The sequence below is a fragment of the Haladaptatus halobius genome (genome assembly GCF_020618475.1).
GTDB classification, from domain to species: domain Archaea; phylum Halobacteriota; class Halobacteria; order Halobacteriales; family Haladaptataceae; genus Haladaptatus; species Haladaptatus halobius.
In genome coordinates this window covers 85863-110290 of record NZ_CP085341.1, presented here as the reverse complement: position 1 = coordinate 110290, position 24428 = coordinate 85863, and the positions used below count along the sequence as shown (strand labels likewise).

Here is a 24428-nt window from a genome sequence, read left to right as displayed (position 1 = left end):
ATGCCTATTATTGGATGTCGTACCCCTATATAAATCCGGAGCACGTCGGTGATCGGCTGAGCCTCATAGTCGTAGTAACAGTGCCAATTAGATTCTTTGGGTTCATTGGGTATCATGACGATTTGTGGCTCTACCCTAATCTTGCTCTAATCACAAATCTTTGACGGCGTTGGGATCTTTTCTCAGATGTTTATCGGTACGGGTGTTGAAGACGGCATCCATTAGCGTTCTTTTCAAATTCTACCTTTAGCCGCAAGAAATTTATATCAATCCTTCTTCTAGTGGGGCACGATGGCAATCCTCGAACTCGCAATCGCATTCTTTGTGCTTGCAATCATTGCTGCCGCACTTGGTGCTGGTGGAGTGGCTGGGCTCTCGATGCGTGCTGCAAAGTGGTTAGTAATCATCTTCCTTATCCTTGCGATAATATCATTCATTATATAGTAGTGTTTAGACAGATCCATAGAGAATCGGGTGGTCGTTAATTAATGACTCAGCTTTGCACGTTAGGCTCGGTTATTGAGTGAACGAAGAGATGGCCGATCTCTTGCATGAGATCATCAACACCTTGGTTGTAGTTGTCTCTGGCCTATGAGAGAAGGTTGTAAACCGCTTCTTTCAGGGAATGTTCGAGATTCGCTCGAAGCGATGACGCTTTCGAGCGAACCGTTCCCAAGACGCTCGAATCAGGATCAAGACGAACGAAACTGTAGGTAGCCATCAGAAGATGCCAGTGGCGACTGGCACCTTCGTCCAACTGCATCTCGCAGTCTCCAAAGCCGGAATCCTGCTTTGAGCCCTCGAAGAACGTCTCGATGCGCCAGCGCATTGCGTACGAACGAATCAGATGAGCAGTCGGTGCGTCGATTTTGTTCGTGGTGAGGTACTTGACTGGGTTCTCGTCGTCCCCATCAGTTTCCTTCTCGGCAATGACCAGCTTCACGGCGCCGAGTTCGGAGAGGATATCTCGGATAAGATCGTACTTCGTTTCGTGGTCTTCATCGTGGTCTTTGCCTTGCTGTTCGTACAGGCGGAAGGTGAGCGGGTCGGCCGTTTTGTCGTCAGCGTAGTAGGCGTAAACGATGTTTTGTCCCTAGACAGTGTCGCCTTCGGCGTGATCGTAGAACCGGCCGACGCTGGGGATGAAGTCCCCGGCTTTCTGGTTGATCGTGTCGTCATGAATGATGTAGTCATCTTGTGACCAGCGCGTCTCACCGTGGTTCTGTAGTTCCTCAAGTCGTTCATGGTTGAATTGCTCTTTGTCCCTGTCATACTCGGTGAGGAACTTGTTGAGAGTGTAGTTGCCCTTGGCCGGGAGAATCTCGCGTGCCATTCCTGTCACGGTCTTGTTGCTGACCGCAGTAAGATCGGTGACGTAGGTTTTTGCGTGATATCGCTGCTGAGGCGATAGTGACTCGAATTCGTCGAGTACGTCGGTACACGACAGGAAGTTCGTGATCGGCATCATCGCCCGTTTCAACCGTCTGCATCGCCGCCCGACTTAAACGTACAAAGCTGAGTAATGAGAAATAGTCTGGCTGAGAATCCGAGTTCAATGGCATTGTATTGATATAATAAAATTTATATATCTGTGCCCGATCCAACAGATATATTCTCCTCTCGTGCTACTCTGCGATATGGCTGGAACAGTAGCTGAAGTCGAAGTGCCTGCCGATGAATTTGCGCTCAAACAAATGTTGTCTACTACCGACGGAATCGAATTCGAAGTCGAACGTGTTGTTGCTCATGACGATGGTCGTGTCATGCCATTTGTGTGGGTGAGTGGGAGTGAGAGTGAGCTCGAGGAGATCGAAGCTCTTCTTGCTGATGATCCGAGTGTCGAGCAGGTCGAGCTACTCGCGGAACTGCCTGATGAATGGCTCTATCAGATGGAATGGGTCTCGGAAATCGAAATGCTTGTCCAAGTTCTTGTGGAGGAAGAAGGGACAGTTCTTGCTGCAATGGGTAATAAAGAAAAGTGGAATCTCCGAACCTTATTCCCAAACCGCAACTCCTTATCTCGCACTTACAAATACTGTGATGAGCACGGTCTCTCAATGGAAATTATAAACATCTATCAGCTTGAAGATGGTCGACAAGGTCGTTTCGGACTGACCGATGATCAACAAACAGCTCTCACACTTGCGTACGACCACGGCTATTATAGTATCCCCCGTGAAGCCACAACTGAAGATCTTGCCGAGGAGTTAAACGTGACTCATCAAGCTGTCTCAGAACGGCTCCGGCGTGGCCACGAGAATATGATAGAAAATGGGCTGATTTTGGGTGGCGGTGCTGATGATCAGGACAAAAAATAGGCGCTTCTATTTTAGCTTGACACATGCTATTCTTACCTCTTCTCTTAGTGATTTATCCATACACGGTGTTGTACATTAGTAAGGATGGTCTAAAAATCCCCTGCTACAGCAACCAACGTTACAATACAAAACCTCGTAGAACTCCTTTTTATGACGGGGAAACAGATCCTGGATTGCATGGAGTGCGAGTGGAGAGAGGATACAACAAATACCACGTCCGATGAGGCGAATCAACGTGCTATCCGGCATTTTTGTGACACAGGTCATTCAATTCAAAACCGTACACAGCCAGAGAAGAAACGAATGAGGAGATCACTATTACTGGAAGAGAGATGGAGGATATGAAGGGATGTCGCGAATACTGAGCTAGCAACCCTTTCACGACGTAATTAAGCTCGCAGTGTTACAGCGCGCTCAATGATTTTACTCCATACTTTTGTGTTCGTACGTGCACGCAGAGAGTTCTTCTTTTACTCTTCCCGTTAAGTATGCCTGGTTCTTTCCTCAATATTGGCTACTGTTTATCGAATGATCTACGCAGATCGCCAAACAAGAGTTAGTGGAGAACTTCTTTGAATGGTAGTTTAGTGATTTTAGTGATGGGTATATTTTCGTATCGTTTGCATACAACCCAAGGGACTATCTGGCTTCCCTGAGTAGATGAGACGAGAGCTATGGACTCTCCGGCAGATAACCTGAGCGCGTCGGAGGGCGATACCGATACTGAGAAAAATGAGCGGAGTTCGATTCCACCATTAGAAGATAACCTCATCGTTATCTCCAATCGTCAACCGTATCAGCACTGCTACACCACCGACGGTAGTATTGAGGTAAATCGCCCTGCAGGCGGACTTACTGCAGGACTAGATCCTGTCATGCAACGCACTAACGGAACTTGGGTTGCATGGAGTGATGGAGAGGCAGATGCGGAGGTCACTGATGAAGATGGGACGGTTCAGATGCCGCCAGAAGAAGAAGCGTACACCCTTCAACGTGTCTGGCTTTCGGAAGAAGAGGTCGAGGGATACTATTATGGGTATAGTAACCGCGTCCTATGGCCGCTCTGTCATGGTGGGGGCTTGAAAACGGAGTACGTCGATCGCCACTGGGCCCGATACCAGCAGATAAACGAGCGGTTCGCTGACGTTGTCACCGACCATGTGAATTCAGGGTCGATAGTGTGGTTTCAGGATTATCACTTCTCGCTGGCCCCACGATATATCCGTAACGCCTCTACCGATACTTTCCTTCTGCACTTCTGGCATATTACCTGGCCTGGTTGGGACACGTTTCGTACGTGTCCTCACCGACAAAAGTTACTTGACGGTCTATTGGGCAACGATTTGCTTGGGTTTCACATCGAGCGCTACTGCAAGAATTTCCTCGACTGTGTTGATGAATGTTTAGATAGTGCGGTTGTCAATCACGACGATAGTCAAATCCATTATAACGGCCAAACAACGACCGTCCGAGCATTCCCGATGGGAATTGACGCGGAAACCATTCAGATGGCCAGCGAAAGGATGGATAAAGCGTTCTGGGATAAATTTCGATGCAGATACGATATATCGGGGAAGACGAAAGTAGTGATCGGTGTGGATCGCCTTGACTACACGAAGGGAATTAGTGAGCGACTCGATGCTCTCGAACGTCTTTGGACGACCAAACCAGAGTGGCGTGGCGAACTCACGTACGTCCAGAAAGTTGAGAAAAGTCGATCGCTTATTCCTGCATATCAGACTCTCCAGCAGAACGTTAAGGAAGCTGTTGAGCGCATTAATAATCGGTTTGGTACCGACGAGTGGCAACCAGTTATTCAAATCGAGAACTGGTTAACTGAGGAAGAACTAGCTGGCCTTTACCGCCACGGTGATGTACTGCTCGTCAGTGCTGTCCGCGATGGGATGAACCTTGTTGCCAAAGAGTACGTTGCTGCTCAGATTGACGACCCTGGTGTCCTTGTTCTCAGTAATCAAACGGGTGCACACGATGAGCTCGGTGAGTCTGCAGTGACAATCAATCCATATGATACTGATGGATTTGCGGCAGCCATCGAATCGGCGCTACTGATGGATGCAGCTGAACGTCAAGAACGGATGACAACGCTCCAACAGCGAATTGTCGAGCAAAACCTCACAACGTGGATGGCCAATATTCTCGAGACGACACAACGTCTCCAAAATGGTAATTAACAGCCTCACAAGTGTATATACTGTCGACTCACGACGAAAAAAATTTAGAAGATATATGCTCAATGCTGTCGGAGACGAACCTCATTCTCGTTGACGCGGTCAACGTGATCCTGTTGAAGCTCATGAGTATCATCAGAATCGTCCCATCCAAGCATGGACTTCACCTTGTCGGTCAGGCTTGTATTCTCATCGCGCTCGACATGGGCTCGTCCTTCTCGCACCTCTGATACTGTTCCGATTCGATCGCCCTCAGCGGTTACAACATTTTTGCCATGATCGTCGGAAGTGAATTCTCGTGCCATTGCACCCGTATGATTCTGTTCTGTGTGAGTGGGTGTACCGGTTGCAGTGGCAAGCCTTTTATATCAACCTCAGGCATTAAGAGTTGATCCGCTCAGAAAAAGGAATCATTTCGGAATGAATTCCAAAAAATGACGCAACTATTCAAGAGAGTAAAAACCAGTGAGGATCCGTCTATATAAGTGCGAAGATTCCACCACTGTTTTTATTATATATTTCTTCTTCTAAATAACCCGTATAATCACTTTGCAAATGCAGGCAAGATGTATCACTCCCTGGAGCACTAGTAATATAGACACCGCAATATGGGAGAAAAACCACCTGAAAGTGATGACACTGAATCCAGACGGTACGAACGATCACGCTATGGGATCCCCCAACACGAGATTTATGAGCGTGACAATATAAAACAGTGTTTGTATGGTAATCCACAACATGAAACGGCTACTGACGTACGAATTCCGCTTGACGCATTTGAACCACAGCTCCGACCGCGATTATTCCCCAGTACAATTGAAGCGGATATGAACTGATTACAAAGGCAAAACCGCAATTTGAGTAACGGCGAAAATATTCAAGCTGAATGCCAATGAATAATTCATCCTCAAATAATTCCAAATTATCCATGACCGAGAAGCGTGAATTATGGCCGACCTATGATCTCGCTTATTCGATTGACCGGATGCCGAGTGGAACGCGTATTGTTGTGTTTCCACGAACGGCATCAACTGGTCTCTTGACGAAGTGGCTTTCAATTGATGAAAAATCGGCTGTATCGCTTGAAAAATGCCAGTAACAACTCTCTATTGGTCATTTGTTTTCCTCTTGATTGCAAACGATACTGTTGATTTTGAAAATTGTACCTCTGAGATCGAATCATCCGCTTGAGATAGACATATATTGGAGGTTGCTAGCCGGTGAGCAATAAGAGGGTATCTTATGATTCGATAAATTAGTCCTATCCAAAATTATTAAAGATAGCCGAGATCACGGAGTCGTTCTCTGGATTCCGAAGAGATTGATGGTGATGTTTGAGTGAGTTTTTGCTCGAAAGAAGCGAGCCATCGATCTAATTTATCTTCAAGGAATTCGGCTATCTCCGGATTCTCTTGGATGATATTCTTGGTCTCAGCAGGGTTAACGTTGATATTATAGAGTTCACGAGAACCATCTGAGCCCCGGATAAGTTTGTAATCGAATGTTCGGATAGCACGTAGTGAGCGATCGAATGTGTAGAGATCAGGTGGGAGTTCAGTAAATCGTTGTTCGAGTGTCTTGATCGACGGTTGCGGTGCGATGTACTCGCTAATAATATACTCTCGCTCTATTGCCGTTGACGATGGATGAAATGATCGACCCTGGAATTGCTCCCGCATAGCTGGCGCATCGATGTTAACTTCGTCTAAGAGCGTCGGAGCGAGATCAGGAAGCTGAACGAGCTGATCTGTGTTCGATGTTTCATTGAACGACCCGCCGGTGATGATGAGCGGCACATGAAGTAAGGTATCGTAAATATTGTACTGATGGCCAAGGAACCCGTGCTCTCCGATATTCTCACCGTGATCACTAGTGACGATGAGTATTGTATCTTCCCACTCACCCACAGCTTTTATCCCATCTATTAGCTTCCGAACATTTGCGTCGAGGTACGTAATTTCAGCCCGGTACAGCGTTCGAAGGGTGGCAAACTCCTCTTCTGTGAGAGTTACTTCGTCAACGTCGTATTTTCGTGGATCGTGAAGAATGTTGAGCGCTTGGTTGTAATCGTAGCCAGATGGTAAACGATCTGCTACGAACTGCTTTGGCGGTGTATACTCGAAGTGAGCATCGATGTAATTAAGAAATAAGAAGAATGGCTGACGACTTCTCCTTGTAGATAACCAGTCGATGGCTTCAGTGGTTGTCTTTTGTGCTCCATCATCACCATTTAAGACGGGGCGTTCGTCAGTGTCATTCACGGCAATGTCGAGCAGCGATCTTTCGCACTGCAATTCGCTCGATGTCCAACCATGATTGAATGAATCGAATCCGCGATCAAAGCCGAATTCGTCGCTGATCCATGTATTATTCGAAATTCCAAAAGTGTCGTAACCCTCCGAAGAAAATATTTCCGGAAGCGTAGTCAACGATGAATCCAGCGTATGATGTTTTCCATGTGTATTGTGTTTCGATGAGTACGTTCCAGTGAACAGTCCAGCATGAGCCGGAAGTGTCCAAGGTGCGCTTGTGAATGCGTGACGATATTCAGTTCCTTCTCTCGTAAGCGAGGCTAATGTTGGGATAAAGGTTTTTTCAGCGGGGACAGTATCCAGTCCTCTAACCGTATCTAATACTACCACGACGACGTTCTTTCGGCTTTTGTTCATCTAATCCCTCGGTTGATCTTCTTATAGGATCTGCGACGATCCATTAGGGAAATTTCGAAGCTCTGCCTGAAAAAGGAAAGAGGTTGCATAGGCAAGCCATACTATAGCCTTAAATGGGACTAAATTGATTATTTGTAGATACGACAAATTCTATTAAAAGGGGCGTGCTGATTCCGCGAAATAGATCGGACATTTCGGCAAAATAAGTAATCGATTAGATAACTGGACGTCGGCAGAACTTGTTAATGTCACGATCGAATTTTCCATTAGTGTAATAAGACCTGGGAATCGTAGTAAGTAGGGCTGCGTTGATACAGCCATATCCTATGAAAACTTGGTGCCATTAAAAATCCTATCCATTACAGATCTACACATGTAAGGGGATCTTTTTGGCTACACGAGCAAGCTCTTTAAGTATCCGAACCTTTTATTCCGGTGACCAACGACCTGTCGATAGTTGACGTATTAATGATGTATACGCGAAACATTTGATCTACATTAGCAGAATCACTTCCGTAGAGAAACATGCGATGGCAGGATATTATCCGAAAACAATCTCTAAAATTTACTTAATGTAGAAATTGCGAAAAAATCAGCCCACAGAATTATGCTCCTTCTTCAGCTATAGTTGGTATGGCAGAACTTGAGGCCGAATTTGAAAAGAGCCGGGCAGAGATCGCGTCATACCTACGAGACTTCGCTAATAAACTCGATACAGCCAGTCCTGCTAGTACTGAAAAACCAGTTCGAGAGAATCCCGAAACTTCGCCTCCCATGGAATCAAACAATGAAACAGATAGGCATTCTTCTACTGGAGAGAGCCACAAAGGGGAGAAAGTAACGATCCTGGCTGGAAACGACAGTGCAACGATTAATCCACCTAAGACAGTGACATTCAGCGTCGCGGTCGATTCAGATTCTTCTTTGATGGAATCTGGTGCGGAAGAAAGTGTTACTTTCAATCTCCGATGGGCCACCGAAGAGATCGAAGCTGATAACGACCTCGGTGTTCACTGATATACGGATTTACACTGAGCAATCTTTAGCTGTCAGGGTACCCTGTTCACCTGCTAAACGTTAGTCATCGTTTGTGGCTTGTTCTATACATATCCTGTTCTGCCCATACTATTATTTATTCCTTCTACGTAGATGGGATGGGTATGCCACTACGTACTGTAATCCCACGAATCATGAAGACGAATTCGAGATGGTATCTCGCGGTCGGCGTCCTTTCATTGTTGAAAGCACTTGCCGTTCGTCACGACCAGCGCCGCCTCCGCAGAGAACTCCTTGACGCAAGTCTTTTCCTAGGTATCGGGATACTGCTTCGCAAGATCGAAGCGCGCCAAGCCAAAGATTCTACCGCTAGGTCCATCCTCCGGACATTCCAATCGAAAACGCCAGAGGGTTCATCGCTCTCGGAACAGATCCGCCAGCATGTCCCCAGGAGGAGGCAAGAATCACCTGATTCATTCCGCCAGCGACTGTCACGATGAGTAATCAGTCAGGAGAAACCGATCAATGATACTCACAACATCTTCATCACAGAGTGAGCAGCTCGACCAAATTGAGCGCGGCCTTGGCCTACTATTCACGACTGAAATTGCAAAGGAGATCCTCGAAAGCGTTGACATTGAGGCACTAAGCAATGGAGCATCGTATGATGAGGCTGTCGACTATGAACGGCTGAGTGAAGTATTGGGGCGGACACTCGGACGTGGTCTTGGAAAGCAATTGCTTGACCGTTTCGCTGGTGACCATTTCATCACACGGGTTGTGGGGAGTTCCGTCGCTGGACGACTCAGCGCGATCATTGTTCGGGAACTACTCAATCAAACAGAACCCGAGGAACTGCTGGCCAGCCTATCTAACATCGCCACTGAGAACGAATTCGACGTTGGTGACGCGATCGAGATCCCGATTGAAGTTGAAGACGAGACTGATGAGGAACGAGGTGAGTAATCAGCTTTCCTTTGCTGCTGATCATGCTCATCTCGAAACGGTAATAAATTCTTTTGCGAACAGATAGCGTCTATATTAAGTCTATTCTGGCGTTCGCATCTCTTATATTGATGAGCAACGAGAGCACCGCTAGTAGCGAGAAATTTCGATGTAAACAGCCACAACTTGTTTTCTCCCCGGTTTCATAGAAAAGGGTATGAGTAGTGATGAGCGCGTACAGGGGGATCGATTTCAGCGACCTTAACAAGGAACTCTACCAACACGGATATCCGGTAGCGACGGACGACCTCATCGACGAGTATAGTAACTACGAAATCGAACACCCAAATGATACGGAGATATTCCGTGGCGTGCTCAACCCACTCACTGAGCAAGAAAACTATGTGTTTGACTCAGCCAATGCAGTTCGTCAGATGGTGCTCAATAGAGTTGATTCAAAAGTAGCTGGTCACCAGCGATACAGCAACCGAGGAACTGAGCACGTACAGGACGAAGAGGAGTCGCTGTAGTTCACAGTGATGGTACTATACAGCTGATAGCAGGAATAGCAAAGATATTCAGTAGAGACTGTTTGTTGCAATCGGCCCTGAGCAAGTCCGGTAACAATCTGCACTCATGACTTACCAATTGGTAGCTCTTCGACAAAACAAATCCCGCTAGCTTATGCCATCTAGTCGTATAAGATGGTGTATGGAAGAGCCAGGACAGAATGGACAAGATCAAACCGGTAACCGAGAGACGCTCGATCGAATATTAGATGCGGTGATTACCACCGACAGTCCTGTGGTCACGATGGATGACATTGCTGCCGCTCTTGATGAGAGTCCGGAGACAGCTCGACACAAGCTCATCGAACTTCACACCCAAGGCCGTGTTGAACGGGTGAATATCTACGATTCAGAGGTCGATTGGTGGGCACCACGTCCCTTGGATGTTGTCCTGAAAACACTCGACATAGAGACACTTCTTAAGCGATTAAGTGACGAATTGGAGACACCGATCACGTTAGGGGATGGAACCATCTACGAAAATGGTGATAAACATACCACCCGAAAATTGGACAGCAAAACACAGTCGGAGACAGAGACGCACTCGACGGATAAAAACACGGCTGGGTTAGTCCCGAGTAGTGAGAAATCTGGCGAAAAGCGGCAACAGCTTAAGGATGGTGCCGATTTTGATGACGTCTCGGAGTAGCACAGCTGGGATCGGATCAATAATATTCATCTAGATCACATTCTCCAATAACACGTACTGAATACGCCTTACTATCAGAACATGGTAGTGCTCGGAGTCGATAGCAAGAGAGCGGTACTCGCAACCGATTTTTCGCATCCGGCAGGCAACACTCCTTTCGCATATCTTCCTCCAGAGCTACCTTCTCTCTTAAAAACTGTGTCAATGAACTAATTTAGATTCTACCAAATAACTAGGGACGGTTTAAGAGGTTCAAAAATAGTAGTTAGTGATAATGAGTCCTGATGAGACACGTGATTTTGATCCGGAAGCGCCAGAAGAACGGGAAATTGGCCGTGAAATGGTCGATCAGAGCACCGGGCTTGGCTCGGTGATGGCCCACTTTTACCGCGGAGAAATGGATCGAATTACGACGTGGCGCCAACGACTTGATGAAACGACAAAATGGGCTGTGACAGTCATTGCTGCACTCCTCGCTTATGGCTTTTCAACGAGTGGCACGCCTGCTGTACTTCTTGCTGGAATCATCGTTACAACAGTTTTCCTTGGGATTGAAGCGCGTCGCTATCAAGACTATGATGTCTATCGAGCGCGCATTCGTTTGCTCCAGGAGAATCTCTTTGCGAACGCACTTGATCCGTCACAGGGTGTTGAACACCGTGATTGGCGACGGCAGCTCACTGATGATCTGCATGATCCGACGTTGAAAACTCCATACTCGGAGGCCTTCGCTCGACGACTGCGTCGGGTGTATCTCCCATTATTGCTCATCTTACTCGCTGCATGGACCTTTCGCATTATCGCCTTTGCAAAAAACGGAACATGGGTGAAAAATGCCGTGATCGGGATCATACCTGGAATCATTGTTCTCGGTCTTGTCGCTGCATTTTATCTCGGCCTACTGTGGATAGCGTTTCGACCTCGTCCTCGGCGCGCCAAGGAGGATTTCGACCGACAGCACGTCAAGTAGGAAAATAATTTTGCCGCTAGATCCGGTTGACTTGGACTGTCGAACTTGACTCTACTAAAGCAGACGACAACGAGTGTATCTCAACCAGTTAGTGGTCTGAAGACGGTTCTTCGTCAGGTGTTTTTTGTGCTGGTTGTGAGGCCGCTGGTGCGCCGGAGCCGTTCATGAGCGCATGTTTCACGAGGTTGCCGTGGCCACGCCGAAGCCGTTCTGAGACTGCTTGATGGGTCACACCAAGTTCCTCAGCCAGAGCCTCTGCTCGTATCTCCCGTGGAATCGAATAATAACCGCGATCGTAGGCAAGTCGGAGCGTTGTTTGTTGTTCGTCGGAAAGCTCAAATTGACTCCGGTGATCTGCGGTAAATTCATGAACATTTTGAACTTTGAGTTCGATTCCATGCTCTTTGCAATGTTCATAGGTATATGTAATGGCGTCATGATCAACAAATAACATGCGTAGACGCCATGTATTGTCTTTTCCAACCGCGCTGAGCACCGTTCCCTTTTCTTCGACAAGAATGCGAATCAATGCAGCAATCCGATCGACCCACTCCAGGTGATAGAGCCGGCTAGTCTCGACTTCGCCGATCAGCTGGAAATCAGCGACACTCTCGTCGTCAGCGAACGCTTGTTCGATGTCGTCTCGATTCCTTGTTTCAACCCAAATAAACGGCAGCAAACTATCTTGATGAGAAACCACCATTTGTTCAACCTCAAACGTGGCTGCCTCGAAGGTCTTTAGCGTGTGTCCGAGAATGAATGTCTCAGCAGGAATCTCGACTTCAACGATCGTTCCGGCCATATACGTCCCACAGTTGCGCAATGCTATATTTCTTGGTGAGTCAGCCACTTTCAGAACAGTGGCGAGAATACACGATAGGTAGTACTCTACGCCGTCAATTTTAACAATCGCTCTGTTTTCGTTACTGACGGTGTTGCCGAATCGACTGTTTGTGATTCTGTAAATTCGACGGTGATCTGGACATCCTGATTTGTTCGACGTTCAATTCTTTGCTCCAGTCGATCCGCGAGGTTTGCATACCCTCGATTGGATGTTCGACTCACTCGAACCGTTACGTTTGTTGGTTCCGCTCGCCAACTTGGCCCACCATACACTGCTTGTACGCTTGAAAGTGAGAGGTTTGTGTAGGCCGGTTGGTTGAGCGTCATTTCCACTTCTTGATTGACCGTTTGTGTAAAGACTATATTTGTCGCGGTTAGGTACCCAGTGCCAAGCGTCGCTACCAAGAGAAAGAAAAGTGTTCCGTACACAGCCACTTGCTGCTCAGACGGAATCGACGCTCGAAATGAGTGATCTGCAGTTCGCCAGTCGGGCTGATATCCCATCACTATCAACGTGAGAAAGGCACCAAGGTTGATTGCGAGGACGTTGACCAGCAAGAGGAGGAACGTGCCGAAGCCGAACAGTGGGGCCATCCACGCAATTGCGAGACCAGTTGCTGCAGCCGCGGGAATCAAAGCCGCAGCAATCATCACGCCAATGAGTGCTGTTGATTGTTCGGTGGTATACCCAAACGCGCCGACGATACCTGCAATCACGGCTCCGACTGTCGAGAGAAAGGTTGGTGCGAGACGGACACCAACTAGTTCAATCTGCGTGATTGCCAACCCAGGTGGGACAAACCCTGTCTGGCGAATGAACCAGCCAAACAGAGCAGCGCCAATAATTGCAATGCCAAGGCCGAGAATCTGCTCTTTAATACTAGTAACAAATAGTTCCCAATCACTCAAGAGCGTCCCCGCTGGAGCTGCGAGGGCTGAACTCGCCTGGGGTGCGATAATCATCGCACCGATAATGAGTGCTGGCTGGTCAAGTAAGAGTCCGGCAGCCGCTGCAATGACACTCAAGATCGTACCAAGGTAGTAAATTTGATACGGCCACTGGATTTCTCGAATTTTTGCGTGTAGCTCAGACTTTGCGAGCTTTCGTACGACAGTCGAATACTGTTGGCGAAGATCGGTGAAATTTGGCGTCTCAACGAACTCTCCTTTTGTCACCACCGTATACGACTCCTCGTCCATGCCTGCTTGTCGCAATTCGTCGAGGATCGAGGAGACAGCTGCTGTTGGGAGCGGAAACAAAAAGAGAACGCTATCATCATTTTCGGTTATTGTTGTGAAATCAATACCATAGTTATTGAGGATGGCCATAACATCGTCGGCGTGATCGTCAGAAACACGAACGTGAAGCTCTCGCATCGACTAGGGTATTTATCTCCTATCTGCTGTATCTTCTGGCCAATCATCATACTAAAACCATTATTCATATATTGCCTAGAGAGGTGAGACGGAACGCTAATATGCTTATGTTATAGTCGCTAACAGCCATCTGATGTGCGCTCAGTATCCCAACCAGTGGGAGTATCGCAGCCTCAAACCACCACGCGAAGAGACGCAAAAAGAAGCCAGTGATCCAACAACCCAACTCAACGAGCTTGGCAAAAAGGGGTGGGAGTTTGTCGAAACAATTGAGTATACCGGTGGGGGCACGAAATATTTAGTACTGAAACGGCCATTGGATCCCGACACGGAGCCAACGGATGAATAATAACGAGACAAGTGATATTGGTACTGCAGATACGATGCGAGGACGGTCAGGAGAAAGTCGACTCAAAATTTGGGTGCTTTTCCGTCTCAATCGCTTTCTCGTGACTGGGCTGCTTGCATTTCTTGTCTTTATTTCGTTTCTTGTGTTTAGCGTTACTCTCGACCCATCACTCCCGAGTGAGATTAAGTCGACGGACACAATCGAGACAATCTTCTCAGCGATGATTGGGGTGATTGTTACAGGGACGACGCTCGTCGTTACGATCAGCCAGCTCGTCCTTTCCCAAGAAAATGGGCCATTGGGCGATCAGCGCAAGCGTATGAGCGACGCAATGGATTTTCGAACATACACGAAAGATCTCTTTGGCTCTGTTGTTCCAGCCGATCCTTCAGCGTTCCTCGGCCAGCTTGTTGGAGAGATTGAACGGCGGGCGGAGGTGCTTGATCGCCTCATTCAAGAGAACGATAACGATGAACTAGTCCAGCAAGTGTTGGAGTTTATCAACAGTCTTCATGGGAACGCCGACGAAGTCCAGGAAGAACTGGAGGAAGCGCAGTTTGGCACGTTTGATGTACTGTTTGCTGCCTTGAACTTTAACTACGGATGGAAGATTTATCAAGTCGAACGGATGACTGAGGAGTTTTCTGCATCCCTGACCGAGGACCAACGAACTGCATTTGATGACCTTAAAACAGCAATCGTGATGTTTGGCCCAGCACGTGAACACATCAAGACACTGTATTTCCAATGGGCACTCGTCGATCTCTCACAGTACATCCTTTATGCGGCAATTCCCGCACTCATCGTCGCTGGTGGGATGCTCACGTTTGTTGGTGCCGAGACGTTCAGCGGCATATTCTTAACGATTCCCACTGTCACATGGGTTGTCAGTGTGGCGTTCACGGTCACGCTCGTTCCATTCCTGTTGTTTACTTCCTATATTCTTCGTATTGCTCCCGTCGCCAAACGGACACTTGCTATCGGCCCACTGATCCTGCGTGAGTCTCAACGCTAGGAAAGCCGAGAGCTGTATGACTTCAAATTTAACTATAAATTCTGTCTATCTCAATACTCCTCTGGTATTTTTATTCACAGGGTGTAATGAACACGTTCGGTGTATCTTACCACCGTTTCTGTCAGCTGCATAGGCGTATCACAAGGGAAGTCTGGAACATGGATTTTTATTTAAACCAAGATTAGAAAGAGATTCGGAGATAACTGGGAGCGCAATCCGATCACGTGGACAAACCTCTTATCCTTGGGAGTAGGCAGTCAATCGATGGTGACCACAGAGGCAGAGATAGGATCGTAAATGACATTATTCAGCGTCTGGTGCGGAGCCATCGCCTGTTGCTGTGTCAACGTCATCAGATGCACTTTCGTGCACTGACTGAGGATCCGTTCCGACAGATTCACCAATCGAAACGGTCGGCGTGAGTGGCTCGCCATGAAGGAGTTCAGGAAGGACGATACGGATCGCTTCGAGCATCAGAATGAACAAGATCGGCAGGAGGAAAAAGCCGTACCACCCAAACAATATTGGGCCAAGTAGATAGGCAAACATCATCATCACCATGTCGAGCTGACGACCAGTGATATACGGTTGGAGAAACGTCTGTGGTAGCGTATCGAGGACGAGAAAATAGACGACAAGCACGCCGCCAACAAACGCAAAGTGGTTGCCATTCGAGTTCATCGCCTGAAGCCCTAGATACCCAACAACAGGTAAGTAGACGATCTTTCCGACAACAATCGGAACCAGGCTTGCGATACCAGTTAGAAATGCAAGTACGACAACCATGGGGATCTGGAGTCCCGGTGGCGCGAGGGCATTCGTCCCCCAGTAAGTGGCTGCTGCAATGACAGACATGCCAATGATGAAAAGGAGATTACCAAAGAAGACAGATTCGAGATCCTCATCAACGGCCGAAGCGTAGGCGTAGGCTGTCGTCTCCTCTCCACCGAACAATTGACAGAGGCCCGCAGAGAGTTGGTCGTCATTTTTCAGCAGGAAGTACGAGAGTGTCACCGCCAGCGCGAGGAGCAGCATCGCACCGATGATGGCCGACGTTACGGTCAGACCTACTTGGAGACCTGTCTGCAATGTCTGCTGCGGATTCGTAATGACCTGACGAGGATTTTGAATGGCTGATAGCACCGTCTGCCGTTGCTCATTCGAAAGTGCTCCGAGGTAGTCTGCTAGGAGCGTAGAATTAGTGGTATTACTGAGAAACTGTTGAACTTGCTGGAACACTTGGAAACCAGCGTAGAGTGCGAGTAAAATAATGGGGAGCAACACCACAATGATAGTCAGTGCTGCGACTAATCCGTCTGAATCGGTAATAGCAGTAAGCCGTCGGTAGATTGGCCTAGTAGCGTAATAGCCGAAAATACCGAGAACCAACATTCCCACAAATGAGTAGGCGATAAACGCTGCCACGAGTGCAAGAACGAGGATGAACAGCCACCAGCCGATGCGAGCTCGATTGTCAGAGGAATCAAAGCCAACGTCTACCATCTTTCCTGGAGGTATATGGACCAACATTATAAAGTGCGGGAAATCGACCTGATGATTAAGTCAACATTTGATTCCTCATACCCTCGGTCAATGAGCTGTCTCGACTACAATCGGTAGTGAAACGTCCTAGCCTTCGTCTATCTTTAGAGGATAGTGCATCGACAGTTGAAGGAAAGGTAATCATCACAGCCGATGCAAGTGAATCTGCTGGGCGAACCATTATATACTACGTTCTGTACTTCGGAAGAAGCGAATATATTAAAAATACCTCTAATCAATCCTCTTAACATCATGCTATGAGAGGCTCGATTCTTTTTTAATGGTTGGATTTGAAAAGTGGCTTATGGCGGATGACGCTTCAAAAGATACAGTTGTAGTAGAGCAGTCTGAGGAGGGAGATGTCGAAACTGAACTCTCACGGGATATGAGCCTGTTCGACATCACCTTCATCGGCGTCGGTGCGATGATTGGGGCAGGTGTGTTCGCGCTCACCGGCTTCGCGGCGGGCATCGCCGGTCCTGCGCTCACCGCCGCGTTCATCCTCAACGGCTTCGTCGCGATGTTCACCGCCGTCTCGTACGCGGAACTTGGTGCGGCATTCCCCGAAGCGGGCGGTGGCTACCTCTGGGTGAAAGAAGCCCTCGTCGACCCGAATGGCTTCTACGCTGGATGGATGAGTTGGTTCGCCCACGCGGTCGCGTGTTCGCTCTACGCTGTGACCTTCGGCACCTTCCTGGTTCATCTCTTCGAGTACACCGGTCTCCTTCATTTCCCGGCATTCGGGTTCGGACTGCACTTCTACGAAAAGCTCCTCGCTGTGCTGATGATCGCGGCGTTCGCGTACATTAACTTCCGCGGGGCGGAGGAGACAGGGAAGGCAGGAATCATCGTCACCGCCATCAAAGTCGTCATTCTCGGTCTCTTCATCGCCTTCGGCATCTGGGCAACTCTCCAACAGCCGAACTGGACGGCGAAGTTCCTCAACAGTCCGAGTTTCGCACCTGCAGGTTGGATGGGTATCGTGGGTGCGATGGGCTTCACCTACATCGCATTCGAGGGGTACGAGATCATCGTTCAGTCCGGCGAAGAAGTTGTCGATCCCGGAACGAACGTGCCGAAGGCGGTATTCTACTCGATGTACATCGTCGTCCCTATCTACGTGCTCGTGGCGTTCGCGGCCATCGGTGGAATTGACGTTACGCAACAACTCATCTCTACCACAGCTATCCCCAACAGTGCGGGGTCAACGTTACCGACGTGGGAAGCGCTCGGCTATATGGGCGAACTCGGCATCATCAGCGCGGCGGGACAGTTCGTCCCCTATGGTGTACCGCTTCTGTTATTTGCCGGGCTGGCGGCGACGATGAGCGCGCTGAACGCGACGGTATACTCGTCCAGTCGCGTCTCGTTTGCGATGGGCCGCGACCGCGCACTGCCCAGTATCTTCGACAGCATCCATTCAGGCAAGCGAACGCCCCACTGGGCAATTCTGATTTCGGCAGTTATCATCGCCGTGATGGCGGTCGCGCTCCCCATCGAGAGTGTCGCCGCCTCCGCGGACATCATGTTCATTCTGTTGTTCGTGCAGGTGAACTGGACGGTCATCCGGATGCGCCAAACCCATCCGGACCTCCCCCGGACGTACACAGTACCGTACATGCCGTGGCCGCCGCTCATCGGCATCGTCCTTCAGTTTCTGCTCACGCCGTTCCTGCTCCTCGAACTCGGACTGGAGCCCGGTTTCACGGGGCAAAACTCCCACGGATTCGTCGCCCTCGTCACCACGGCGGTGTGGATGCTCCTCGGTCTCGGCATCTACTACGGCTACTCGAAACAGCAAGAAGCCGAACAACTCGAGGAGGAAACGCCGACGGTGGTTTCCCCCGAACCAGCGGCAGAAGCGGAGAATCAGATCGTCGTCCCCATCGCCAATCCGGAGAACGCCGAGCAGTTGATGCGAACCGCCATCGATCTGGCGAAAGACGAGGAGACGTATCCAAATGGAGAAATTCTCGTGATGAGCGTCGTGACGGTGCCCCAGCAGACGCCGCTCTCGGAGGGACGCGAGTTCGTGGAAGATGAACCGGACATGCTTGACGACGCGATGGACATCGCTCGAGAAGCCGACGTACCGGTCAGCGGAACAATTCGGATCGGCCACGACGTGGCGCAGGCGATCCTCCACGCGGAACTCGCCGCTAATATAGCGGATAGTGTCGCGTACACGCAAGATGCTGAAGTGGATGTAATCTACGTGGTAGATCAAGGTGCTGATGAAAACGATCGAGCTGAGGGCCAAGAGATAGTTGACGATACTATAGCAACCTTCCGCGAAGGGATTACAGTAACTGGCGAGGTTCTCGAAGGGCAGGACATCGTCGATACGGTCATCGACCAGTCAGTAGGGTATGATCTCGTTGTTGTGGGTGCAACTCGCGAAGGACTACTGGACCAGCTCGTCTTCGGAGCAATCCCCGAACAAATTGGCCGCCGGGCGCAGAACACGGTGATAATGGCCAAACGGCATCTCGGCATCACCTCGCGACTCCGCAGGTGGTTCTGAAGTCAGTCGAATGTGGTAGCTAACATTGACTAGCCGCTACAAACGATATTTTGCGGATTTAAACGCTCTTACTAAGGCAGTCAATTCGCGTATAAATTAGATCGGAGAGATGAAGGTGGATCTGGTCACGATTAACAATCCTCCACCCAAACTCTAATTACCTCATCAACAGTTCCAGAAATTCCGCTGTATTTGAGCGTCAGCAATGGCTACTCGACGATCCCGAACTACTATCCAGATATAAAGGTTAACACGCAGTATTCGACCATGCCGAAGAAAGAAAAGAGGAATCGGATTAAGGACCTGAAACCGCGAGATACTACTATTGCTGATTAAACTCAAACGAAGCCCGTATTCAAGGGATTTGTTTGAATATGGGACTGTTTTAACAAAAATGGGTGTCCCTCAGAACAGAGGAGTTCCCTGATTTCATTCTAATTCTTTAGCATTATCGGGAAGAATGATCATCTACATCATACACCCATTCATCCGGTCGAAACAACAAACCCGTAGATGTAGGGTTGTGTCGCATGGACAACCATTTCGTATTTGTGGTATCCGGTAAGTGAATATAGGAAAAATAGGTGATGACAGGATTGTACCGAAATACTTTCTATCATTGAGTTACTGCCTCTCTAAGAGTACAAACACAGATGATTGGGACGCTTACAGTTCTCAAAAAAGCAGTTAAATTCGGTTATAGACGATATGGAATCCCCGGTGCGATAGTTGCTGGCGTTGTGGGCGGCATTGGGTTTATCTGGGGAAGAAAGAAACTTAAAACAATTGTCAACAGTGAATTGAACGAACAAACAAATGAAGAAACGGACAAGAAGAATGATAAGGAAAAGGACAACGAAGAATAGAGCATAAACCACAGCCTACAGACAAACTGTTCCCGAGAAGCCAGTTACAACCCATTTGAACACTACTTAACAAATATCGAGCACGTCCTTTTCACTTGCTTCCGAGAAAGTACTCAAATTCAATTCTAGTCACTTATTTATCGAAATGAGCAATTTCGAATTTAGATAGACAGTGATTACCACTGGGCAGCAGCTAACGGTTGACGCTTGCGATTGAGTGGCCTGTTTCATGGAAATGCTGGATCGCGTATCGGTTCACCTCATCAGGTGTATTGTCTGCCGCGCTGATTCTCCACGTACACTCCGTGTAATCAAGAATTCTCGTCTTCGCTATAAATCCACTCCCAACGATATATTATCTTATTATCTTGGTTGCTCTATCAAGGGATATATTTGTTACTAATCCTTAGTCGGCGATCGGGTATGGAACTACCCAATGGTACTAGCGTCATTATCGAAAAAATTATCTAGTTCTAAAGATAATCTTGTCTTAAGGAAGTGATCTATTAATAGCCAGGTGTCTTATTACGTTCTGTTATTTAGCCTAAACTCCGTCTTAGCAATCTAAGAGAACCATAACGTTCATTCGTCGGTGCTGATGATTAGATACTAGTTATGACGCGGCAGATTACCGAGCAATGGGAGTATCACACGATTCGGCCACCTCGTGGGAGCACAAAAAAGGAATCGATCGATCCAGCCGATGACCTCAACGACCTCGGTGCAGATGGCTGGGAGCTAGCTGATACCATTGAATATGTCGGCGGCGGGACGAAATACTTGATATTCAAGCGACCGGCGCAAACAAAGGATAACACCACAGATGAGTGACAGCGAAATCAGTACTGCGAACACGATGCGTGAGCGGGCAGGTGAGAGTCGCGCGAAACTCTGGATACTGCTTGGAGCCAGACGCTTGGTCGTCACCGGTGTGATCGCCGTGATCTTCTTCGTCATGTTCGTGATAGCGGGAACCCTTCTCTACCCACCGTTAAAGTCCGAAATCGCCCAAACCGACACCATCGAAACGATGTTCTCGACGATGATCGGTGCAACCATTACTGGTACAACGCTGGTCGTCACGATTAGCCAGTTGGTCATCTCGCAAGAAAATGGTCCACTCGGTGATCAACGCCAGCGCATGAGCGATGCGATGGATTTCCGTAGTTTCGTGGGGGAAATGCTTAACCAGACGACACCCTCGGATCCATCTGCGTTTCTCCAACAGCTCATCAACGTGACTGAGCGTCGGGCAAACGAGCTCTCCGACTCGATCACTGAAAGTGACAACGAGGAGTTGCGGGCCGAATTGGACGAATTTGCCGACAGTCTCACTGGAAACGCTGATACGGTCAAAGATCAGCTTGACGGTGCAAAGTTCGGCACCTTTGACGTGCTATTCGCGGCACTCAATTTCAATTACTCGTGGAAAATTTTCCATGTTGAACGGATGCGCAACGAATATGCGGACGACCTGACTGACGAACAGCATCGCCTGTTTGAACGACTTAAAACCTCACTTACAATGTTCGGCCCCGCACGCGAACACATTAAAACGCTGTATTTTCAGTGGGCACTGATCGATCTTTCACAACTGATCCTCTATGCGGCGATTCCCGCGCTCTTCGTTGCTGGTGCGATGCTCGCGTTCGTCGGGAGTGGGACGTTCACCGGCACGACGCTCGGCGTGACCGACATTCTCTGGGTCGTTAGCGGAGCGTTCACAGTGACACTCCTTCCCTTCATGCTGTTGGTCAGCTATATCCTACGAATTGCTACAGTCGCGAAGCGAACGCTCGCGATCGGCCCACTGATCCTCCGTAATTCACAGCGCTAATATGGTAAGAGTCTGTGCAGTAAGCGGCAAGATAACGGGATTTGCCGGTACAGTCAAGTGCTTTCAGGCGGATTCTTCAGCAAAGAGGCACTCATCTCATAGCTGAGAATTAGAACCAAAATCAGCAAACATAGTACCTATACATCCCAAAAATGTCAAAAAATTATTCACGGAGAACACTTCTCAAAGCGACTGCGATGGTTGGAACGCTCGGGGTAAGTGGGTGTCTTACGCTCAGCCCCACAGTGCAGACAGCGAATCTTGCGAACTCATCCATCTTCAAACGGATTAGTATCAGTGAACCGTGGGCGAGTGGTCGGGTGGCAGCCAGTATCAGTCTTACTTCAGCAGCAACAACGAAACACGGTGTCCGAATGCTGACGGTGATTAAACAAGATGGCACCGAGTTCGATACTGGGACTGTCCAAAGCGGACAGACGAGTAAGACGCTCTTTCTTCCGGTTGGCCAGACTGCCACACTCAGTGCAGTCAATTTCGATGGCAAGACTGTTGAGACGATTGACGTCACCGTAAGCGGTACGAAAATCGTCTGATTCGCTCACAATCCAAGATGTACTATTGAGTGTACTCAGAGAGAAGTTGGCTATTTCCACCGTTCAGCGCTCCACTCGAGCTGGATCAGTACTCTTCGTTTGAAGTGTAAAGAACAATCTCATTGCAGCCTCTATATTTACTAAAAGGAGAAGGAAGAGTACATTACCACTGCAAACAAGGCAAAAGATCGGCTCTGCAAACCCATCTACGCTAGGCAAAGACGAACTTTCAAAAATTGCTTGCGCAGATACGAACGTATGTATGAGGGTGTAATCGAGGGATTTGGGCCGGTAGCTCCTTGACACGCGAATAGCTTCACTGACTAGAGGAGTAGTTACAGATAAGAACTCAGGTATCGACGGAAAGTATACGCCAAATTTGACTGTTCTACATAAAGTGATATCCAGGTGCTTCATCTACGTTGTCGAAGTAGGGATAATCCGTTGAAAACCGATCAATCAGTCTTCTATTTTACGTACTTGTGTATCTCCTACTGTTATTTCTAATTGTTCTTGCTAGTGGCGTTATAGTAGTGACGGAGAGTTCGCTCGAACCTGCGTGGGGTCACCGAAAAGAACTGATATATGGAGGCTGGAAAAATCTGGTCATCACGATAAAAATACATTTATAAGGAAACCAGCAGAAAGGGGAAGACAATGGCAGATCCACTTACATTCGTTCGCCTATTCATCGGATTTATCCTTCTTCTAGGAAACGGATACTTTGTCACGATCGAATTTGCGATGACTCGGGTTCGCCAGTTCGCCGAGGAAGAATTCCAAGGGTCGCAAGGTCTTGAGCGCGCATGGGAAATGACTGAACGGCTCGAAATCTATCTATCCGGGTGCCAACTTGGTATTACGATTTGTAGCGTCGGGCTCGGTGTGGCCGCTGAACCCGCACTTACAGCCGTTATCGATCCGCTTATCTCAGTATTTGGACTTGGTGGTCTTTTCGGTGGACAGAGTGGAGGGCATACAACGCTCGCAGTGATTAGTGCACTAGCAATTATTAATTTGCTCCATCTTACAATTGGTGAACAGGCACCGACATACCTGGGGATTGAACGAACCAAGACAATCGCGAAGTACGGCGCGCCAATTCTCTATTGGTGGACACGCATTCTCTCTCCGATTATCCGACTCGCTGACTGGACGGCCAAAGCTTTGCTCACCTTGTTTGGAGTCGAAATTACTCGTTCGTGGGCTGAGGAAGAGCGTGAGGAGGGGACAGCTGAAGGTGCGACACGGAGTGAATTACTCGGTCAGATGGGCAATATCTTAACACATATGGATCTTCCTTCTGAACGGCGCCGAGAGGTGATCAATACGCTCGCTATTGATCGAATCCACGCAGCCGATATTATGGTGAACCGGGACGATATCGTCGCTATCTCCACAGAGTGGACAACTGAGGAGAACATCAGTAGAATGCGTGAAAGGCCTCATGACCGCTTTCCATTAGTCGGAACAGATCTTGACGATGTCGTGGGAACCGTTCACGTTCCAGCAGTGCTTCAGAATGAGGAGCAATTAGAAAATGGTGAATGCAGTTTCGGCGATGTGGCTGCTCCTCCGATGACGATCCCACCAGATGTCGCGGTGAGTGATCTCATTGATCAGTTTCAGCAGAATCAACAGGAACTGGCAATGGTTGTTGAGGATGGTCGCACTGTCGGTCTCGTTACTGCGACCGATACATTCGAAGTAATCGCAGGTGAGCTGGAGGATCCATTAGAGGCAGACAAAGAAGTAGGGGTCTAATGAGTCGATGATCGAATTGCCTATTGAGCAAGTTTGACCTTTCTCGCAATATAATAATTACTACCAAATCATCGCATTTTCTCTCGATAGCTCCACTGGTTAGTATAATCCTGATTGTTGATTCCTAACGAGGAACAAACACTACAAGCGATAAACGGCCTGTACCGCAACTTGCCCTGTTTCAGTTTGAAAAGTGAGTGAAAATATATGACCATGTCCTGTGTACGTGTCTATACAATCATACCGACTGCGTTACAGACCTACATCAATTAATTCGCTACTTCGATGAGTCAAAGGCTATGGTCAGCGTAGAGACGGCCAACATTATCCAATATTTACGGGAAGTACCTCTTCTTTTGCCAATTAACGGTTCCTAATCTTCCGTCGAAGACCAACACGCCGGCACCAAATCGATACGGGTCTGAGGTTAACCGAAGGATGCATATGGGCTG

At 48.4% G+C, this 24428-nt stretch carries 21 protein-coding genes and 1 pseudogene; 16 read left to right on the top strand and 6 right to left on the bottom strand.

Going from position 1 to position 24428, the window contains the following annotated elements; genetic code table 11:
• Window positions 1-297: 297 nt before the first annotated feature.
• Window positions 298-444 (top strand): DUF1328 family protein, encoded by a 147-nt coding sequence (locus tag LIW51_RS36475; RefSeq protein WP_368411925.1) that lies wholly within the window; start codon window positions 298-300, stop codon window positions 442-444.
• Window positions 445-493: 49 nt separating this feature from the next.
• Here the strand turns inward: LIW51_RS36475 and LIW51_RS36470 are convergent.
• A pseudogene (locus LIW51_RS36470) lies at window positions 494-1468 on the bottom strand (transposase).
• Between the two features lie 169 nt (window positions 1469-1637).
• Here LIW51_RS36470 and LIW51_RS36465 point away from each other — a divergent pair.
• Together LIW51_RS36465 and LIW51_RS36460 are read left to right on the top strand one after the other, a co-directional pair.
• Window positions 1638-2318, top strand: coding sequence for a bacterio-opsin activator domain-containing protein (locus tag LIW51_RS36465; RefSeq protein ID WP_227380772.1), 681 nt, complete (start codon window positions 1638-1640; stop codon window positions 2316-2318).
• Between the two features lie 674 nt (window positions 2319-2992).
• Entirely contained in the window at window positions 2993-4510 is a 1518-nt protein-coding gene (locus tag LIW51_RS36460; RefSeq protein WP_227380771.1) for an alpha,alpha-trehalose-phosphate synthase (UDP-forming), read from the top strand.
• Between the two features lie 59 nt (window positions 4511-4569).
• Here LIW51_RS36460 and LIW51_RS36455 read toward each other — a convergent pair whose 3' ends face one another.
• The gene (locus LIW51_RS36455) at window positions 4570-4812 is read right to left on the bottom strand and encodes a DUF8593 domain-containing protein (RefSeq protein WP_227380770.1); all 243 of its coding nucleotides are present in this window, start codon (window positions 4810-4812) and stop codon (window positions 4570-4572) included.
• A 969-nt stretch (window positions 4813-5781) separates the two neighbouring features.
• Window positions 5782-7176 (bottom strand): sulfatase family protein, encoded by a 1395-nt coding sequence (locus LIW51_RS36450; RefSeq protein WP_227380769.1) that lies wholly within the window; start codon window positions 7174-7176, stop codon window positions 5782-5784.
• 633 nt (window positions 7177-7809) lie between these two features.
• Here LIW51_RS36450 and LIW51_RS36445 point away from each other — a divergent pair.
• The 5 genes from LIW51_RS36445 (at window position 7810) to LIW51_RS36425 (ending at window position 11305) form a co-directional block, all read left to right on the top strand.
• Window positions 7810-8193: an amphi-Trp domain-containing protein gene (locus LIW51_RS36445; protein WP_227380768.1), complete on the top strand. Its 384-nt coding sequence runs from the start codon at window positions 7810-7812 to the stop codon at window positions 8191-8193.
• Between the two features lie 504 nt (window positions 8194-8697).
• On the top strand, window positions 8698-9138 hold the full coding sequence (locus LIW51_RS36440) for a hypothetical protein (RefSeq protein ID WP_227380767.1): 441 nt from the start codon (window positions 8698-8700) through the stop codon (window positions 9136-9138).
• A 206-nt stretch (window positions 9139-9344) separates the two neighbouring features.
• Complete coding sequence (locus LIW51_RS36435; RefSeq protein WP_227380766.1) at window positions 9345-9647, top strand: DUF5789 family protein; 303 nt, start codon at window positions 9345-9347, stop codon at window positions 9645-9647.
• Between the two features lie 181 nt (window positions 9648-9828).
• Window positions 9829-10335 carry a helix-turn-helix domain-containing protein gene (locus LIW51_RS36430; protein ID WP_227380765.1) on the top strand — a complete coding sequence of 169 codons (507 nt, stop codon included), beginning with the start codon at window positions 9829-9831 and terminating at the stop codon, window positions 10333-10335.
• A 274-nt stretch (window positions 10336-10609) separates the two neighbouring features.
• Window positions 10610-11305, top strand: coding sequence for a DUF2270 domain-containing protein (locus LIW51_RS36425; RefSeq protein ID WP_227380764.1), 696 nt, complete (start codon window positions 10610-10612; stop codon window positions 11303-11305).
• 88 nt (window positions 11306-11393) lie between these two features.
• On the opposite strand, the gene LIW51_RS36420 is transcribed toward LIW51_RS36425, so the two are convergent.
• Both LIW51_RS36420 and LIW51_RS36415 read right to left on the bottom strand, forming a co-directional pair.
• On the bottom strand, window positions 11394-12107 hold the full coding sequence (locus LIW51_RS36420; protein ID WP_227380763.1) for a helix-turn-helix domain-containing protein: 714 nt from the start codon (window positions 12105-12107) through the stop codon (window positions 11394-11396).
• Window positions 12108-12193: 86 nt separating this feature from the next.
• Entirely contained in the window at window positions 12194-13477 is a 1284-nt protein-coding gene (locus LIW51_RS36415) for a TIGR00341 family protein (protein ID WP_227380762.1), read from the bottom strand.
• A 181-nt stretch (window positions 13478-13658) separates the two neighbouring features.
• Here LIW51_RS36415 and sp36 (LIW51_RS36410) point away from each other — a divergent pair, with 181 nt between their 5' ends.
• On the top strand, window positions 13659-13874 hold the full coding sequence (sp36, locus tag LIW51_RS36410) for a Sp36 family protein (RefSeq protein ID WP_227380761.1): 216 nt from the start codon (window positions 13659-13661) through the stop codon (window positions 13872-13874).
• Entirely contained in the window at window positions 13867-14889 is a 1023-nt protein-coding gene (locus LIW51_RS36405; protein WP_227380760.1) for a DUF7972 family membrane protein, read from the top strand. The genes sp36 (LIW51_RS36410) and LIW51_RS36405 overlap by 8 nt, the downstream gene beginning before the upstream one ends.
• Before the next feature lie 303 nt (window positions 14890-15192).
• Here LIW51_RS36405 and LIW51_RS36400 read toward each other — a convergent pair whose 3' ends face one another.
• Window positions 15193-16392 carry an AI-2E family transporter gene (locus tag LIW51_RS36400; protein ID WP_227380759.1) on the bottom strand — a complete coding sequence of 400 codons (1200 nt, stop codon included), beginning with the start codon at window positions 16390-16392 and terminating at the stop codon, window positions 15193-15195.
• A gap of 343 nt (window positions 16393-16735) precedes the next feature.
• Between LIW51_RS36400 and LIW51_RS36395 the strand changes: the two genes are divergently transcribed.
• The 6 genes from LIW51_RS36395 (at window position 16736) to LIW51_RS36370 (ending at window position 23976) form a co-directional block, all read left to right on the top strand.
• Window positions 16736-18955, top strand: coding sequence for an amino acid permease (locus LIW51_RS36395; RefSeq protein WP_438267514.1), 2220 nt, complete (start codon window positions 16736-16738; stop codon window positions 18953-18955).
• Window positions 18956-19608: 653 nt separating this feature from the next.
• Complete coding sequence (locus tag LIW51_RS36390) at window positions 19609-19821, top strand: hypothetical protein (RefSeq protein ID WP_227380758.1); 213 nt, start codon at window positions 19609-19611, stop codon at window positions 19819-19821.
• 615 nt (window positions 19822-20436) lie between these two features.
• The gene (gene sp36 / locus LIW51_RS36385) at window positions 20437-20652 is read left to right on the top strand and encodes a Sp36 family protein (RefSeq protein WP_227380757.1); all 216 of its coding nucleotides are present in this window, start codon (window positions 20437-20439) and stop codon (window positions 20650-20652) included.
• Entirely contained in the window at window positions 20645-21658 is a 1014-nt protein-coding gene (locus LIW51_RS36380) for a DUF7972 family membrane protein (protein WP_227380756.1), read from the top strand. The genes sp36 (LIW51_RS36385) and LIW51_RS36380 overlap by 8 nt, the downstream gene beginning before the upstream one ends.
• 374 nt (window positions 21659-22032) lie before the next feature.
• Window positions 22033-22212, top strand: coding sequence for a hypothetical protein (locus tag LIW51_RS36375; protein ID WP_227380755.1), 180 nt, complete (start codon window positions 22033-22035; stop codon window positions 22210-22212).
• 657 nt (window positions 22213-22869) lie between these two features.
• The gene (locus LIW51_RS36370; RefSeq protein WP_227380754.1) at window positions 22870-23976 is read left to right on the top strand and encodes a CNNM domain-containing protein; all 1107 of its coding nucleotides are present in this window, start codon (window positions 22870-22872) and stop codon (window positions 23974-23976) included.
• Window positions 23977-24428: the final 452 nt, after the last annotated feature.

Coding starts and splice junctions, on each gene's coding strand:
- LIW51_RS36465 (WP_227380772.1), top strand. CDS start 1,638: ATGGCTGGAACAGTAGCTGAAGTCGAAGTGCCTGCCGATGAATTTGCG.
- LIW51_RS36460 (WP_227380771.1), top strand. CDS start 2,993: ATGGACTCTCCGGCAGATAACCTGAGCGCGTCGGAGGGCGATACCGAT.
- LIW51_RS36455 (WP_227380770.1), bottom strand. CDS start 4,812: ATGGCACGAGAATTCACTTCCGACGATCATGGCAAAAATGTTGTAACC.
- LIW51_RS36450 (WP_227380769.1), bottom strand. CDS start 7,176: ATGAACAAAAGCCGAAAGAACGTCGTCGTGGTAGTATTAGATACGGTT.
- LIW51_RS36445 (WP_227380768.1), top strand. CDS start 7,810: ATGGCAGAACTTGAGGCCGAATTTGAAAAGAGCCGGGCAGAGATCGCG.
- LIW51_RS36440 (WP_227380767.1), top strand. CDS start 8,698: ATGATACTCACAACATCTTCATCACAGAGTGAGCAGCTCGACCAAATT.
- LIW51_RS36435 (WP_227380766.1), top strand. CDS start 9,345: ATGAGCGCGTACAGGGGGATCGATTTCAGCGACCTTAACAAGGAACTC.
- LIW51_RS36430 (WP_227380765.1), top strand. CDS start 9,829: ATGGAAGAGCCAGGACAGAATGGACAAGATCAAACCGGTAACCGAGAG.
- LIW51_RS36425 (WP_227380764.1), top strand. CDS start 10,610: ATGAGTCCTGATGAGACACGTGATTTTGATCCGGAAGCGCCAGAAGAA.
- LIW51_RS36420 (WP_227380763.1), bottom strand. CDS start 12,107: ATGGCCGGAACGATCGTTGAAGTCGAGATTCCTGCTGAGACATTCATT.
- LIW51_RS36415 (WP_227380762.1), bottom strand. CDS start 13,477: ATGGCCATCCTCAATAACTATGGTATTGATTTCACAACAATAACCGAA.
- sp36 (WP_227380761.1), top strand. CDS start 13,659: ATGTGCGCTCAGTATCCCAACCAGTGGGAGTATCGCAGCCTCAAACCA.
- LIW51_RS36405 (WP_227380760.1), top strand. CDS start 13,867: ATGAATAATAACGAGACAAGTGATATTGGTACTGCAGATACGATGCGA.
- LIW51_RS36400 (WP_227380759.1), bottom strand. CDS start 16,392: ATGGTAGACGTTGGCTTTGATTCCTCTGACAATCGAGCTCGCATCGGC.
- LIW51_RS36395 (WP_438267514.1), top strand. CDS start 16,736: ATGGCGGATGACGCTTCAAAAGATACAGTTGTAGTAGAGCAGTCTGAG.
- LIW51_RS36390 (WP_227380758.1), top strand. CDS start 19,609: ATGATTGGGACGCTTACAGTTCTCAAAAAAGCAGTTAAATTCGGTTAT.
- sp36 (WP_227380757.1), top strand. CDS start 20,437: ATGACGCGGCAGATTACCGAGCAATGGGAGTATCACACGATTCGGCCA.
- LIW51_RS36380 (WP_227380756.1), top strand. CDS start 20,645: ATGAGTGACAGCGAAATCAGTACTGCGAACACGATGCGTGAGCGGGCA.
- LIW51_RS36375 (WP_227380755.1), top strand. CDS start 22,033: ATGCTGACGGTGATTAAACAAGATGGCACCGAGTTCGATACTGGGACT.
- LIW51_RS36370 (WP_227380754.1), top strand. CDS start 22,870: ATGGCAGATCCACTTACATTCGTTCGCCTATTCATCGGATTTATCCTT.